This is a genomic window from Burkholderia sp. (genome assembly GCF_018375725.1).
Lineage (GTDB): Bacteria > Pseudomonadota > Gammaproteobacteria > Burkholderiales > Burkholderiaceae > Burkholderia.
In genome coordinates this window covers 103,830-119,707 of the sequence record NZ_JAHACR010000001.1, presented here as the reverse complement: position 1 = coordinate 119,707, position 15,878 = coordinate 103,830, and the positions used below count along the sequence as shown (strand labels likewise).

General features: G+C 58.2%; 14 protein-coding genes. 1 reads left to right on the top strand and 13 read right to left on the bottom strand.

Going from position 1 to position 15,878, the window contains the following annotated elements:
- From KH616_RS00640 to KH616_RS00605, 8 genes are all read right to left on the bottom strand, one after another.
- A partial coding sequence (locus KH616_RS00640; protein WP_292232844.1) for a TrbC/VirB2 family protein occupies nt 1–220 on the bottom strand: 220 nt, incomplete at its 3' end.
- Nucleotides 159–1,211 carry an ATPase, T2SS/T4P/T4SS family gene (locus KH616_RS00635; RefSeq protein WP_292232842.1) on the bottom strand — a complete coding sequence of 351 codons (1,053 nt, stop codon included), beginning with the start codon at nt 1,209–1,211 and terminating at the stop codon, nt 159–161. The genes KH616_RS00635 and KH616_RS00640, both read right to left, overlap by 62 nt.
- 127 nt (nt 1,212–1,338) lie before the next feature.
- Complete coding sequence (locus KH616_RS00630) at nt 1,339–1,941, bottom strand: DUF4400 domain-containing protein (RefSeq protein WP_292232841.1); 603 nt, start codon at nt 1,939–1,941, stop codon at nt 1,339–1,341.
- Between the two features lie 35 nt (nt 1,942–1,976).
- Nucleotides 1,977–2,600 (bottom strand): hypothetical protein, encoded by a 624-nt coding sequence (locus KH616_RS00625; protein ID WP_292232839.1) that lies wholly within the window; start codon nt 2,598–2,600, stop codon nt 1,977–1,979.
- Nucleotides 2,601–2,635: 35 nt separating this feature from the next.
- Nucleotides 2,636–4,525: a conjugative transfer system coupling protein TraD gene (traD, locus tag KH616_RS00620; RefSeq protein ID WP_292232838.1), complete on the bottom strand. Its 1,890-nt coding sequence runs from the start codon at nt 4,523–4,525 to the stop codon at nt 2,636–2,638.
- The gene (gene mobH / locus KH616_RS00615; protein ID WP_292232836.1) at nt 4,522–6,693 is read right to left on the bottom strand and encodes a MobH family relaxase; all 2,172 of its coding nucleotides are present in this window, start codon (nt 6,691–6,693) and stop codon (nt 4,522–4,524) included. Before mobH ends, traD begins: the two co-directional genes overlap by 4 nt.
- 220 nt (nt 6,694–6,913) lie before the next feature.
- Nucleotides 6,914–7,468 (bottom strand): FlhC family transcriptional regulator, encoded by a 555-nt coding sequence (locus KH616_RS00610; RefSeq protein WP_042975983.1) that lies wholly within the window; start codon nt 7,466–7,468, stop codon nt 6,914–6,916.
- 2 nt (nt 7,469–7,470) lie between these two features.
- Entirely contained in the window at nt 7,471–7,755 is a 285-nt protein-coding gene (locus tag KH616_RS00605; RefSeq protein ID WP_021161016.1) for a hypothetical protein, read from the bottom strand.
- Between the two features lie 396 nt (nt 7,756–8,151).
- Here KH616_RS00605 and KH616_RS00600 point away from each other — a divergent pair, with 396 nt between their 5' ends.
- Entirely contained in the window at nt 8,152–8,832 is a 681-nt protein-coding gene (locus KH616_RS00600) for a helix-turn-helix transcriptional regulator (protein WP_292232820.1), read from the top strand.
- On the opposite strand, the gene KH616_RS00595 is transcribed toward KH616_RS00600, so the two are convergent.
- The 5 genes from KH616_RS00595 to KH616_RS00575 all read right to left on the bottom strand — a co-directional run bounded on the left by KH616_RS00595 (nt 8,780) and on the right by KH616_RS00575 (nt 15,651).
- Complete coding sequence (locus KH616_RS00595) at nt 8,780–9,484, bottom strand: hypothetical protein (protein WP_292232818.1); 705 nt, start codon at nt 9,482–9,484, stop codon at nt 8,780–8,782. The genes KH616_RS00600 and KH616_RS00595 overlap by 53 nt on opposite strands.
- Before the next feature lie 128 nt (nt 9,485–9,612).
- Nucleotides 9,613–10,686: a primase-helicase zinc-binding domain-containing protein gene (locus tag KH616_RS00590; protein WP_292232813.1), complete on the bottom strand. Its 1,074-nt coding sequence runs from the start codon at nt 10,684–10,686 to the stop codon at nt 9,613–9,615.
- A 58-nt stretch (nt 10,687–10,744) separates the two neighbouring features.
- On the bottom strand, nt 10,745–12,952 hold the full coding sequence (locus tag KH616_RS00585; protein WP_292232809.1) for a VWA domain-containing protein: 2,208 nt from the start codon (nt 12,950–12,952) through the stop codon (nt 10,745–10,747).
- Between the two features lie 57 nt (nt 12,953–13,009).
- Entirely contained in the window at nt 13,010–14,110 is a 1,101-nt protein-coding gene (locus tag KH616_RS00580; RefSeq protein ID WP_292232807.1) for a DUF3150 domain-containing protein, read from the bottom strand.
- Between the two features lie 212 nt (nt 14,111–14,322).
- Nucleotides 14,323–15,651 carry a hypothetical protein gene (locus KH616_RS00575; protein WP_292232805.1) on the bottom strand — a complete coding sequence of 443 codons (1,329 nt, stop codon included), beginning with the start codon at nt 15,649–15,651 and terminating at the stop codon, nt 14,323–14,325.
- Nucleotides 15,652–15,878: the final 227 nt, after the last annotated feature.

Genomic DNA, 15,878 nt, shown 5'->3' with positions numbered 1-15,878 from the left:
CGAGGATCACCACGATGATCCCCGAGATCGCGTAGCCGACCTGGCCCGTCATGAGGTTGAAGAAGTCGCACAGGATGCCGGTAATCGGCAGCGTCAGCGTCGCGAAGGCCTGCGACGACGAGACCAGCGCGACAGCCAGCAGCGACCCGAGTACGACCCTACGCTGCTCGGGCGAGCTCGCCTTGATCGCCGCCGAGCATCGGGACATCAAACGTTTCATATCTGCTACTCCTATAGATGAGAGTGGTTTTGTACTCTTTCGACTGCCGATCAAAGCCGTCGACCTTTACTACTTCTGCCACGATCCGGTCGTCGCCGACCAACTTCATGAACACCATCACCTGGAAAGCACTGGCAATTCGAGCCTGAATGCCTTCCCGGCTATCCGGCGCATCTGCTGATTGCGCCACCATGTCCTCGAAGCGAGTCAGGCCTTCCGCACCGTTATTCGCGTGCAACGTCACCAGCGGACCTTCGTGCCCCGTATTGGCCGCCTGAAGAAGGTCGTTTGCTTCAGCACCGCGGGCCTCGCCGAGCACAATTCGGTCAGGGTTTTGCCGCAGCACGCTTTCTAGCAGGCGTTTTGCCGTAACCTTGAGCTGCGGGTTGATCTGCAACCGCACGTTGTTCGGCGACTTGACGACGAGTTCCGGAACCTGCTCGATGGTGATGATTCGGTCGTCGGGCGGAAAACATCCCAGCAGAGTGTTCGCGAATGTCGTCTTCCCCGAACCCGTACCTCCGACTATCGCGACGCCGAGACGACGACGAACCGTATCCGCCAGAACGTCCGCCACTTCCTGGGGTAGAGCACCCTGCTCTACCCAGTCAGACATGGCCTTGACGACCATGTTGTTTCGTCGGAACGCGATGGTCGGGCCATCGACGGCGACCGGCGGAAGTGTTGCCTCCACACGAAACCCGGGCAGCTTCGTACTTACGATCGCGTCTGCCGATTCGTTGCTCACCTGGATGCCCGAATTGGAAGCGAGAAGGGTAATGGCGGCCTCGATCTGGGCGGCCGAGATCTTCGCCCCGCTGCAGAACTTCTTCCCCCCCTGCTGAACCCAGACATCGTCCGGGCGGTTGATCATGATGTCTGTCACGGTCGCGTCCTCGAGCCACTCCCGGATCGTGCCCAAACAGTTCATGACCATTTCGAGCAGACTGTTTCGGCCACTGCCGCGGCCATCTCTCTTCAAATCGCTCATCGTTGTCCTCGTTTTGACGACGCGTTACAGCTTCGCCTATTCAGTCATTGCAAATCTACCCAAGCTTCCTGTCAGGAACTACGCGGAAACGCAACGTAAAGCGGGGGGGTTTCCCCCCGACAATTGCTCAGGAACCGAAAATTCGCTGCGAATTGGAGAGCATCACCGCCACAGGAAGGGCCATCACGAGTGCCCAAATCGGCACGAACAGAGGTGTCACCGGGATCGGTGCCACGAGGTACATGACTGGGAAGAAAATGATCCAGAGAAGCACGTGCGCAGCGAGTGAAAAAGCGCTGGGATTCTGGTAGGCAAATTCGGCAAGCTTTTTGGCACGGGTCATGTAGCCGTCGACCACACAAGCGATCAGGAAGGGACCAACGAAGGCAAGCCAGTGCCACACGATAAACAGGCGGATCATCATCCCGTAGAGATTGATCACCATCGAACCGAAGTACGAGTTGGTGATTGTTCCAAAGTGCTTGAGCGCTCCGCTCAGGGCGTGCGCCTTCCTGTAGTCAGCTTGTGAAAAGTGAGTTTTGTTCAGGTCCGCGATGAACCCGGATTTCACGAAGGCGGTGCCGTAGACGCCTTTTGCGCTGTCGACAATAGTCTCGGTCTTTTCATCCCCGAAGACCGCCCTCGTCATCTCCACCTCACGTGAGATCCGGTCAAGCCCGTCTTGCACCGAGACGATCGCCGGAACGGCGAGGATCAGCACCAGGGTCACGAGAATCCAAAATTTAAGATGTAAACCCCACTTCATCACTGCCTCCCATGTGCTCGAATATCCAACGAGCCGCTTGGCAGTTCGCTGACCCTACCAATGTCCTTGGCTGTCATAATCCGACTGCACAGCAGAAAACGATTCCCTACGAGCACATCAGGTTCTACCGGCGGGACACGGACGAATCGCACTTTCTGAAGGCCAAGGCGTCTTGCCCACGAACCAATGGGTTCCTCGAAAGGCGGCCATACCCGGCGGTTACCTGCCTCATCAAAACCAACAGCGCTGTACTCCATGGCAATGTCAGCAGACAGCGCCAATGATTCGAGAAAGGCGACCATCGAATCGGTGCTTCTGCGTGAAGTCTCATAGACCTCTACGAAGCGCTCGATCGCGCGCTGGATCGCCTCTTCCACCAGCGAAGTCCCCACCGCGCCCGGGTAGCGATCGGACAGGATTTCGCAAAACTTCAGTGCCGATTGCTGCAGCGTTGGCCACTGCAAGAAAATCGGTTTGGCCGCGGCCTTACGCTCGGTCGAACGAAGCACGTTCGACAGGATCACGTCACCCTGCTTGCAGATGCTGGACACAGGCACTTCCACAGCGCCCTTGGTCCGCCTACGAAATTCCATGCCTGACAGATCGATAACCTGCGATTCCATAACTCTCTTTCAACCGATAAAGTGTGCCCAACTCGTCACAGAACGAGCTTCGGAATGCGCCCCTTGACAACCGTCCCGCGGTTCCAAACAGCCATGTAATGCAAATCCGGCAGTTTGCTCATCAACGTGATGGGGAACAGGTCGACCAATTCCTCGGATACCGTCTCGCTGATCGACCCGCCGAATTCAATTCCGTGGTCTTCAGTCTTCGAATTGCGTCCGTGGCTGCGCGAAATCTTCTTGATGTATGTTTCACCAATCTTCTCGGCAATGATCTTTTGCGTTTCTTCGTCCTGCGTTGCACCGGCAATCAGGTTGTTGAAGTTGCCGATCATCCGCTTGGCCTTGACCTCCGAACCGAGCTTGTCGGCAAGGTCAGCGAATGTCTGGCCGCAAGCGATGATGTCCAGTCCCGCTCCACGGCCCTTGTTCAACTCCTGAATCACCGGCTCACACATCACATCGCCCCACTCGTCGATCAAGACGACGATGCGAGACTTATCCTTGATGTTCTTGTCGTAGTTGTATCGTTCACCAGCAACGGCCTGCATATCAGACAGGAGCGCTGCCGCGATCGAAGATCCAACTTCCGAATCGCTCAGAGAGTCGAGACCTGCGTAGAAGATGTACCCACCGTCGAAAATCTTTTTCGTGTCGAAGATCGGCCGGGCATCGTCGATATCGTCGTAATCCGGGCTGAGTAGCCCTTCGAGCTCCCCAGCCGTAAGTTTCGTGAGAAGCGGCAGCAACAGCACCATCATCTTCGCGAACCATTCACGGTTTGAGCGCACCGTACTGATCAGGCCTTTGATTTGTCGTGGCTGATCTTTGAGCGGAATTTCAGATTCGAAGAACTCCACGTAGGCCCGCAGCTCGGCCGAAGCGCCTTCCATGTCGTTGTTCTTCTTGCTTTCCGGCTTGTTGAATTTTGCGACGGCGGGCGCCACTTGGGCTTCCCACCCCGGGACGTTCTGCCTGAAGAAGATACGCAGTGCCTTTTCCAGCAGCTTTTGTGCGCCGTTGAGGTTCTGGATCGCATCAAGCAAGGACGACCAGGACGGCCTGGTGCCGGTATAAATCAACGCCTGGGCAACGTGATTGACCTGCATCCACACAAACGAGCGGAATGACTCGTCCCCATCGCTCGGGATGAGTGACGAGATTCTCGACGCCACCTGTGTCTCCCGGTCCCAGTTCTTGAGCGTGTCGATACGCACGGACTCCGACGGAAACGCCGGATGGAACGTGATCACCTTCTCCGGTCGCCCCGAAAGCGTGCCGGCGTTCTTCGCGATCTCCTTCAGATCGTGATCCCCTTTCGGGTCAATGATAATGATCGTGTACCCGCGCAAGGCAAGCTGATAGACGAGCAGGCTATACAGCGTTGTCTTGATCGCCCCCGTCGTCGCCAGCACCGCGGTGTGGCCCTGCATCGCTGATAGGGGCATCAGCATGTCCCCCTCTTCCTCGAGCCCGTGGATCCACTGGAGGCCTTTCGCGTTTTTGGGGTCGAGCTGCGGTCCCTTCAGGCCGCGAGCCTTGAGAAACCACTTCGGCGGGTACACGGCCGCAAGATCCCGCTTCATGATCTCGGTGGCCTGTTGGGTATGACTAGGTTCCCAGCGATAACCCCAGCCAAGCCAGAGGTTGTCCCCGAACTTCGGAAGATTGACGCGAACAACATCAGCCTTCAGAAACGTGAAAGGCTTGCCCGCAAGATTGGCCTTGAAGTTCCAGATACTCTGAGTTTGTTTGGCTCGCCACAGCATCATTGCAGCCGAACCGGCGCCCATCCATACGAAGGCGTTCGTGTGAACATCGGACGCTAATGCGATGCCAGTCATGGAAGCTAACGACACGCCCCACGCGAAAGCCGATCGTGCTTCATAGGTCGGACGGAATAGATTCTGGTAGTTGATGATCATTGGATGATCTCGAGATACTGAACGGCGTGTGACGCCAAGACGAGGCACGGTGCGTCTTTATCCGAGCCCGGTAGCTTCCGGTGGTGCTGCTTCTTGCCAGGATTGGAAGGGTCGACGTAGAGCATGTTCAGGTGATCGAGCTCCTCAATCACTGCCGGGAGAGGGGCGCCGAGGGTTCCCGCGTATTTGAAGCTCACGCACAAACCATCGCGGTCGAGCAAGAACTTGTCGTTGAACTCTCCCGATCGATAATCCGCAATCAAACGCCCTAACGTTTCCCCAAGGAACGGCTTCAACTTGCGCCGAAATTGCTCGGGCAGAAGCTGAACGTATGAGAACTCGGCCTGCTCAGCTGGCGCCAGGAGCTTGGCTTGTGCAGGAGCATCTTGCTTCTGAATAACCCCTCGATTCCCGGCGCCGCCCGTCGAAGATGGAACATCCTTTTGCGCGGATGCCGCGCCATCATCCCTACCCGCCCGCGCTTTCTTGCTGCCGCGCACACCCTGCCCCTCGCCCGAATCGGCAAGGCTCGGCGTACCTTCTGCGATGCCAGGCGTCCCGCTTGTGTTTGCAGCCTGTTCCACTGTTGCCACGTCAACATCCGGTTTTGCGGCGGGAGGATTTGCTCCCTCAGCAACACGCTCTGCGATCGCTTCTTCTGACGTTCTCTCGCCCAGTTCCGTCGGATCCAGCGTCCGCATCGCCGACCGTGACTGCGCTTGTTGTTGCATCAATGACGTCAGCCTGTCCGGCGCTTTTCCGGCCGGTGCCGGCGGCCTCGGAGCCTCGCCCGGAGTGGAGGTGGCCCCGACTGGCGCGGGAGTCTGCGGAGGCGCAGCCACTTGAGATACCGCAGTAGTTGGTGTCGCCGCCGGCATTTGCGAAACGCTACCGCCGGGCGGGGCTGCGACCGGAGCAGCGATTCCGCCCGCCAACGCCGTAGGTAACGGCGATACCTCGATATCGCCGAGCAGGCTAAGAGGGTTGACGAGTTTGGTTGCGACGTATTCCTTGCCGTTGGGAAGGACGACCTTCCAATACGGATCGCGGTCCACCTTCGCCGTAAAGACCTTCGCGTTCAGCAGGGCCTCGGCGAGCGTGTTTGCCTCCGTTGGCACACCCTGAATTCCCTTTTGAGCGATTTCCCGCGACAGTTCCTCCGCGGCCTTCTTCCAGATCACAAACAGACCGTCCGCACCGAACCATACGCGGCCCCCTTCCTCGTTGATCTTCCACTTGCCGTCACGAATAAGCGTACGCATCGCCTCGAGAAGATGAGGCTCAAGATGGTTACCCACGACCATCGTGCCGTAGTAATCCGGCCGAACCGCCTTGTCGCGATCCAGGACGCGCTTTCGAATCCGCGCAACGAGCTCTGCAACGGAGTTTTCGTTGTCTCGCGCCACACCAGTCGCAACGGAGAACACGATGGGAGCGATCGCCGGCGAACCGGCTTCGAGGTATTGCAGACAGCGATCGGGAACGATACGGCTAATCATCGCCGACACCTCGCCCTTTGCCGACGCGGTCTCAAAGCGCGGTTCGGGTTGCCAGGAAATGTGATACCGGTCAAATCCGCCTTCACCACACCACCGATGCAAAGGCAGCAAGTACTTGGGCCATTGAGCGCCATCCGGCCCACTGACGATCAAGGACGCCAGCGGCCGGTGCAGCTCTGAGCAGACCCCAGCCAGGAACGCTGCGTAGCGCCACCGCGGCTCAAGCTTATGACGGCGCTCCACACCTTCGGTCGGGGTGAAAATCACCCCCTCGGAGGCCTGCAAGCAGTAAAAGCCCATTTCCAGCGACAGGCGGAACAAACCGCCGGCGCCCGTGTGCGTTTCTTGGCGAGAAGCTGGAAGAAGATGTATGTACTCGGCAAGGTTCCGGATCACCGATAGGTACATGTCGGAGAAATCTGCTTCAGTACCCCCCGCCACGGTGCGAATCCGCGCGACCATGGCGGACTGGCTTTCCACAATGCTATCGACCGGCAAGACTTCAATGCCCGGATCGACAGGGGGATAAACGGGAACACGCGACGCTACTGTGTCCACACGAACTTTAGACGCAGCATGTCGTTGAAGCACAACCGGCGCGACAGCCGGGGCTTCCTGCGACGTCTCGTCCGATCGGCCTGTCAGCCGCTGTAGGAGTTTTTTGAGCATAAAAAAAGTCTATGCTCTGCCACCTACCCGAGAAAGCGCGAAACGTTCGTCAAAAGAACAGTCTTTCCTCGCTTTACCCTTCTTGACAGAAATCTGAGACGGATTGTCAACCTCCCCCACTCAGATTTGACTATTCTTCCTGATGAGAAAGAAGATGCTTACAACGTTCGAAATTTGATGCAGAATAGTGGTAGCTGCGCGAGCAGCCGGAAACAATCACTTACCCCGCTTGGTGGAATGTCGCAAGAACGCGGTTCCTGTGGCGCTTGCGGGATCCGCCGAAGTTCCCGTTGTTGCACACCGGGCACATCACGGGTTCGTTTCGCTCATGCACATGATGGGATGAGCAGCAGGCGCACTTCGTGAACCGAAGATCACCCGTCTCGAACCCGCGAACCAAAATCAGAGCCCGCTCGAACGAGAACTCAGAGCTCTTTTCCGGTTCGGAGCTTTCAAGGAAGAATGCGTAAGCTTCGATCAGGGAGTCGATGTGGTGCGCACCGAGTTCGCAGAGGCGTATGTAGGCTTGGAGGATCAGGCTGCCTTTGAAGCGCCAGCCCGGCTTCTGCAAGAACGCGTAGTCCTGCGCCGGAGACATGCCCGGCTTGGGTGTACGGCCGGTGAGCTGGGTAAAGATTTCGCGGAAGGTCTGGATGTGTACGCCGCCGCGAGGAGACAGGAGCGCCTGCATCGTTTTAGGACGGGCGCCGAACTCGCACAGGCGCTTGAGCCTATGCTCGTGCTCGATGTAGAAGCGTAGCTGCAGATTTTTCATGATCAGCCGCGCAGAGCAATGACGTTCTGTACGGTGGACTTCGGCGCCGCCTGAACCGTCACAACCTTGAGGAGATCCGTGAACTGGTTGTCCACAAAAATCGCCTGGTTTGCATCCTTGACCTTCTCAACAAGAACTTCGAGGGGGGTCGAGAGAAGGACGTCAACGGCTTCGCTGCTCAGCTTGTACACGAGCATCGCGCGCGTCTGGTTCATGCGAACCGCGTTCCAGCGATTCTCGACGGCCTTTACGTTTTCAAGCGCGGCAAGCTCAAGAATAGGACACATTTCTGAAAACCCTCGATCGTGGTCACTGGTCGATAACCTTTACTTAACATCCTTTTTTGGGGAAACAACTTCTTGACAGGAAGTGTTCCTGACGGGAATCTACCCAAGTCCGCGATGGAATGCAAGCGTCAAGTCCTTTATGCTCGTCAATGTTAGGTACCGCACTCGACAAAGCTCAGGTTCTTCCTTACCGTGCCGTTAACTGTTGGTCGGTTTCGGCCGTCGGCAAACTTGGGGGATCCGACGGCCTGGACAGAAATTTCACATGCGCATTGGGCTTGACAAAACAGCTTGACAAAATGGATTCCGGAGTATCCGCCCTCGACTTTTGTCGTCCGGGGTAACTGACCTGCGGCATAATACTGAGCAGAAAACTCACTTTTTGGGTGCGCCACCATGGAAAAGAGCGGCATCGACGCCGTCAGGCAGACGTTCGGGAAGCGTCTGCATACGATTCTTGACGCAAGAGGACTTCCGACTACCGGATTTGCCCGGAGCCGGTACATTGCGGACTTAATAGGGGTCACATCGCCGACGGCATACAAGTACTTGTCCGGCGTGTTCGTCCCGAGCTATGACATCCTGATCGATCTCGCCAGACGTCTAAACGTCACGCCCGACTACCTGATCGGCGTGGGAAGCTTGAACAGCTACCTCCTCTACGATCCGTCCGGGCACAATCCGATTCAGATGTCGTTGCCCGAACGCATCAAGGAATTTTCGACCATTGGTTGGATCGGGCTGTTCTTCTATTGGAGCGTTTCTGCCCGCGAGGCAATGGATCTCGTCCAAGCCGGTGACAAGGTCGTCTATACCACCCAGAATCTGGGACTTGAGGCGGATCGGCATTACATCGTCCAATACGATGGATTGATGTACATAGCCAAGCTGAAGGCCTTGGCAACACACGAGGATGGCGCTTCTCAGTGGGAGTTCTCTTTTGAGGACGACACCGTGATCCAGTTGTCTCAGACGGACATTGGCTTTGGATATGCCGCACATCAGGCGCCCCAAAGCCTCCATGTCATCGGATCTCCGGTGTATCGCCTGCCTGCCGGGCATGCTTTCCCCCGTTGAAGTCAGTGTAGGCGGTGACGAAGTACCCGTCGTCGCCCACCACGAACACCCAATGACTCTCTGCGTGGTATAGCTTGGTGCTCCCCCGCTCCGGATTCCGAATGGGCGACATTCCGGCCTTTGCGACCCGTTGCATCTCCTTCCAGGCTACGACCGCGCTGACATGATTCAACCGTGCCCGGAATTGATCAAAGCTGTGCTGCCGTACGCCGACTTTGCCGTGTCCCTTCACATCCAAGAAGAGCTTGAGCGGCTCAGATACCAACAGATGCCGCTCACGGGTCTTGGCACCCTCACCCACCCACGAGCAGTCCTTCTCAACGTTGAGCGGGACTTCGAGGAATTTCGTCAGAAGCAGCACCGCGTAAGGATACAGGTGCGACTTCTTGCTCCGGCCGCTTCGTAGATCCAAGATGGTCGGGTTGGAGATCGTGATCTCGAGGCTCGCTCCGCTCCGATTGTCACCCATCAATTGGACGTCCTCGACGAGGTAATGCAGCGTGCTCAACTCCGCGACAACATCCTTCTCGGCAACATCTGCCTCCACCGTGACATACACGATGCCCTGTTTGCGCCCGAGCCGCCACGTACACACGAAGCGCTCTTCTTCAGCTTGAGTATGGATGGTAAGACGATCGATCTGATTACTCATTTGATTGGCCTGACGTTATAGCGACAGGATACTGATTGCGAACAGCCTTGCAAGGGGATGTCTGCTCCCCATAAAAAAAGCGCCGAGTTCCCCCGGCGCTTTCTGTTCAGGTCGATTCCGACCTATCTTCATGACCGCTTTGGTAACGAACGAACAAAGTCCAGCATGTCCGTCCCGGCCTTGGCTGGTGCGTACTTGATCACTCGCTTGCCCATCGCCTTCGCGCGCTCAGCGAGCTTCTCGCCTGCCAGGAAGCCACGACGAACTCCCCGACTGTCGGGAAGGTCATTGTCCTGGTAGATCCGAAGCAGATCGATATCGTCGAGCACGGAGAAATCGAACTCCTCCATTCCGCCGGCGTCGACCATAGACCAGCAAGTTTCACGGCGAAACACCCGGACAGCAAGGGACGTTTCGATGCCTTCCGCAACGCTCAGTTCCCGGCTAGTCGGAGCGTAGAGTCGAATGGCCCCCCCCTTGATTCCAAGTGAGAGTTCCTTCTTCTTCACGCTCGGTACCGGGGCCTTCGCACCATCCTCCGTGAGGAAGGTGCGATGGATGTTGCAGCAGACACCATCCGGTCCTTGAATTCCTGCCACCATGCCGGGGAACTTCCCAACAAGAACAAATTTCTCGTCCTCGTCCTTTTCCCAATACGGCAGGGCAGGGTGAAACCGAAGAACAGCAGGAATATCAGCCGGATCAAGCTCGGGAAGACGGCCGGTCAGATACTTCCAGACCGGATCACCAACCGAGATTCGCCGAGCCTCGTTCCAAAGCTTTACGTGGCGAGCCTTGCGTCGAGCAAACTCCTCCTTGCTCATCGGCTCGCCAGACCGGCGCGGTGCATCTGCATTGCGTGGACGTACCGGAGACTCGGGCAAACCCACCCCAAGCGACTCCAGCACCCAGCGAACACGTTGCATGAACGTCTTCTCAGGGAAAACCACGCTCAGCAGCTTGAGCCCGTTGCCGCCGCCGCATCCGCGGCAGAAGTAACTTCCATCGCCGTACTTGTCGGTAAAGACATATCGGTCCTTGCCCCCACAAAAAGGACACGGACCGTTTCGCTTCAGTCGCAGATACTGTTCGTCCAGGCCGGCCACCTGCAGCAAGTCAGGCCAACGACCATCCGAACGCGACTGAGCTTCGGCGACCTGCCTTTCATTCTCAAGCCGACGCTCGAGCACATCGACGCTCATCGTCTACCCCTTTTGCTACTGCAGTTAAAAAACCGGGGGATTCCCCCCCGGGCCCGGCCTACGCCGCCTTCTTCAGAACAAGCTGCTTGCGAAGCAGCTCGAACATCTCGGTCGGCAGATCTGCAACCTCCTTGATACAGATGCTGTTGGGAATCACACCGGAAATATCTTGGCCGATACCAACACCGATCACCTCGATTCCCCAGCGCTGACACGATGCAACCACATCCACCACGCCTTCCTTGCTGTCAGGTACACCATCGGTTATCGGCAGGAGAATCCGCCGGGTCGCCTTTGTCGACAACAGCGAGTACTGGCCATAAAGCAGCGCGTCCGCGAGCGGCGTGTTGTGACCGTCCGCTCGAACCGCCGCGATCCGGCCGGCACGCTTCCGCACCGACTCACCGAAGCGATTCAGTATGAGAACATCCCGATCGCACTCTCGTGATCCGGACGGAAACGCGGACGTTGCCACCTGTACCCCGTCGATTTGCCCGAGAGCGATACCGAGCGCGGTGCAAGTATCAATCGCCAACGTCATCCGCTCCTCGAGTTGCATACTTCCGGAACGATCGAGAAGCAAGTGGATCGCAACGTCGATGCTGTTCCGCGATGACTCCCGCTCGAAGATGTTCAGGTCGCCAGTCGACAGCCTGAGCGCACCCAAATTGGAAAGCCGTTCACCCGCATACGCATCCCAGCTTCTGGTTTGTGTTACCGCTTCCAGAGCCGTCGTCAATCTCCGACGCAGCGCGATCGACTCACGCTTGACGCGCTGGACGATTTCGCCGTTGTCATCGATCTCTTCCGTGAACGGGATCGCGTTCGAAAGAACTGGAGGCGCATCCGACTCGTTCGCCATCCCATTCAGCATGCCCTGGACTATTTCCCCGAGATCCTCTCCGGGGTTATAGCCAGCGCCTAACGCCACACGAACATCGCGCGACGTCGCTTTCTGGGAAAGGTCCAGCGACGAAGCTCCCGAATCATTCATCTGGTCCTGCTGCTGCCCGTCGTCGGCCAAGGCGCACGCGCCCGTACCGTCTTCAGTAGCAGAGACAGAGCCAGGGTCCTGACTCGAACCATCACCGGGTTTCGAACCATCTCCCGGTTGCGAGCCGTCACCGTGTTGCGAACCGTCACTGGGCTGCGAGCCGTCGCCGGGTTGAGAACCGACGCCGGGCTGCGAACCGTCGCCGGGCTGCGAATCGTCGCCGGTATCAGCTGCAGATCCAGCGCCGCTTTCCGGCCCATCGCCGTCAGGCTCCGATTCAGCCTTACCGCCAGCGTCAGCAGAACCGCCTTGTGCCGAGGATGGATCCTCGACCGCATCTGAATCAGCGTCCGCTAGACCATTCGAAGGGTCTCCCTCGTCGGTCGACGTCGCACCATCATCCGCGGCTGAATCGTCACCGATGGCGCCCGCCGAGGCCGGCTGATCCGACGCAGGAGCAGACTGAACGTCACCGTCACTACCGGATTCGCGGTCTTGCCCGCTGTTCTCGGGCTGATCGCTATCGCCGCCGGATCCTGCTTCGCCGTTCGGATCGGAATCAGCCTTCGAGGAATCCCCGTTGGCTTCATCCTCACCGCCGTCTTCCGTGTCGCTCGAATCTTGATCCGGGTCCGAGTTCTCCTCTGCATACTGCTGCAGGAGGGAAACGGCCTCGACAGCGATCCGGGCAGCGTCGGCCGACGTGTGTGCGAATTGAACCTTGCTGATGACCGCCAGATATGCGTTCGCAAAAGAACTATCGAACGCACTCGTAAGCCATTGCACGGCGATCGCTTCACGAGCCTCAAAAAAGGTTCGTTTGAGCTGCCGCCAGTTCAACGTATGCACCGTCGCGGTAATCAGAGCTTCAGCCAGATCGGAGGAATTCGACATTTCGCGAAGCTGCCCGTCTTTCGACAGGGTTTCCCGCATTGCCATAAAGATCCGATTGGCACCAGGGTAGCGCCGCTCCACCAGGCCTTCAATGCGCACGTCCTCGAGTGCGTTGTAGATCCGAAAAGTGAAAGCCGGGAGGTCCATCGCCGCAACCGACTCGAAGTCGGTATGAACGATATGCCCCGCCCCTTCGTGGAGAACAAACCCGAGTCCGAGAACCCGAGCCTTTTCCACTTCGATTGGAAGATCGGGAAGCACGATCTCGCTGGGGTTCGCGTAGGCTCGATTGCCGCCTATGCGCACCTTCAGACCACACTTCTCCGCAAGCAGCCTGGCCGCGATCGGCAAGGCACCTTTCAGCGTATTGATGTTCATGCGATTCCTTCGAGAAAGAATCGCCCCCGAAGGGGCGATTGTTACGCCCCTTCGGGTTTAGATCCCGAAGCCCGTTGCCATGCCCGGTTGGGGCGGCAAAGGCAACGGCATCGACGGAACTGCCGGACCAGGACGGCCGACAGGTGCTGGCGAACCAGCGCTCACAACAGGCTGCATGGGAGCAGCCATCGGCACAGAGACCGGCGGTGCATCCCCCTCTTCATCCGCCGCACCGAAGCGCGGGCCGACGGCAAGGTTGAACGTCGCGGCGACGTCACCCGACTCCAGACACTGCTGGCCAAACGCGCGCATACGCTCCGGTCGTTTGAGGATCCCCGTCAGCCCCCAAAGGGTCGTAAGATGGATGCCCTCGATCTTGCCCTTCTCCGGCAGCAACTTAATGCTGTAGTCGATGGTCTCGATGATCGGACGTACACACGGGTCGAGGAAGGCGAGGCCCTCCATCTTCTCGCGAATCGCCTGCAGCGCGTTCTTGCAACGCTGCGTGACATATTCCCGAGCCTGGCCGTTCTTCTGGCCGCCGAACGACAGGGTGCGTTCTTCGAACGCCGCTGCTTCCTGGGCAATCTCTCGGAAGAGCGTCCCCGCCAGCCCTTGCTCGGCTTGCTTCAGGCCACCCGACAGTTGGTCGAAATCTTCTTCCGACTCGCCGACGGAGCGAACCTTGAACGCCTGCCAGCGGAATCCCAGAGCACCTTCGACGTACGCCTTTTCGGGCGCTTCGTCTTTGATGATATGGGCCCATTCCTGGTTTTGCGGGGCGTTCTGCCACTCGAGGATCAGACGGTCGTAGTTCGATACGAGATGGTTACGCTCCTTCTCGTATTCGACTGCGATTGCGTCGAGATCATCTGCGACCAGCTTTGCCTTCCCGGCCGGGATGGCATAGCCGCCGAGGAAACGCACTCCGCGGCTTTCACAAGCCTTTTGCGCGCGCTTTTTGAGCTTGTCGAACACCTTGAGGTGCTCGCTGTCGATGACCTTCTTGCTACCCAGCGACGCAAGGTCGCCGTGCGGCAGATCTTCGACTTCGCCGATATCGGTCGTTTTCAGCTTGCGCCGGCCGGACCAGATATGGGCTTCGATACTGAAACAGAGAACCTTTTCGAGGGTTCGTACTTCGGTTTGCTGCGACATGGAGATCTCCTGGAAACCCCGAAGACTCCATGCCCCCTACCGGGCATGAAATCCCCGGTAGGGTTGACAAACGAATGGCTGACTTAGATAGGTGTGCCAGCTACCCTTTCTGCGCTACGCGCAAAAAACCTCTTTGCAAACGCCTCGCTTTGCAAAGAAGTCTCGCGACAAAATGGGCCGGCCAAGCCCACATGCACGGCCGCCGTACGCTATCAGCGTACAGACACGCCCCAGAGGCCTCCCTGTTGACACCGTGCGGCGAGTTTCCCCACCTGCTCAGCGCCCCAGTTGTCCGGTACCAGTACCTCTGCAAGGTACTTCGTGCCGAAGGCTTCCGAAATCGCAGTATGCCATTGCAACTGCTGGCCGACCCCCTCCGCGGTTCGCACCGCATCGATACATCCGTCCGACGTCAGTCCGACGGCGTGCACAGAAACCGGACGGTCCGCAACCAAGCCCCACCCGAAAATCTGCACGTTCCTGAGTCCATACATGCGGACGCGCTCTGCCACTTCTGGCGACAGCAGTTCCGACATGGGTCCGGCATCGAATTCCGCGCAATCGAACCATGCCGAAGCGCCACGTTCCCGTGCGAGATCGCACGAAGCGTCATAGGCTTCATCACGGATCATCCCAGCCAGCTGTACAAGCGCCGCGTTGGCTTTATCCGCGTCCCCTGCGCTCCCAAGCTTCTGGAGTGCCGAGGCAATGCCCGAGATTCCGATGGCGATGCGTCGGGCTTCACTGGATCGCTCCAGATTCCCGCCGGTCGCATGAACGTCGTGCATCGCGTCAAGATCGCGAACCGCCAGGCGGACGTGCTCCTTGAGCCGCCTGTCGTCGAGCTGGGTGTTCTTGCCAGGAATTTCCACGAGGTAATCACACAAGTTCAAAACGATCCCCGTGACCGCCTCGTTCGCGCCGACAAACTCGGAATTCGTTCCGAAGATGCCGCCGCAGCCATCCCGAACCACTGAACTCTCGTCGAAAAATACGCCGCTGACCCCCGTCCCAAGAGACTCGAATGCGATCAGCGACTGCGCGACTCCCGCGCTTGATCCGCGCCGGCCGTTGCCGACACGGACATACGTTTCCGCGGTTCCCAATGATGCCGCGTCAGCAAGATGATCTTCGCTGATCACGACCATCGGAAACGTACCGTCCGACAGGTTGCCTCGTCGCGACGACTCATAGAGCCGTCCGATCGAGTGCAGAAGCAACCCGCGTGAGGTATCGATGGAAATCGTCTCATCCGTGGATGTCACTGGCGCCGACGTATCGACGAGCAGCGGCACACCCTCGTGTCCGGCCATCACGACATCGGCCAGGACATCATATGCAGAACTCTCGCTTGAAGTAGCCAGACTGATTGCCAGTCTCGGGCTCAGACATGGGTCCGAGGCGCGCTCTTCTATGAACGCGCGACGGGCCAACGCAGGAAAGGCGGAACGCGGTTGGGGAAGTCCATCAGCAATGCTGGGGAGCCCCCGCCCCGTTTGCACCATGATCTCGGTATCAGACACCTGGGGTTGGACGTTCATGTTGATCTCCTTGTCGAACGTGAACCCCGGAATCGGGGCCCCCCAGAACGTTGGGGATCGCTCTGGGGGGCCTCGAAACCAAGAACACTCGAAAGGAGAATTGCCTATCCAGAACGGAAAGGCACGACGTGAGGGAAAAACCCTGAGGCCTGGGTAGTCCAGATCAAACGCAGGACGGGCATACCAGGCAGCCCTTCTGTGCCGGAGCACAAAAAACCTCACAAGCA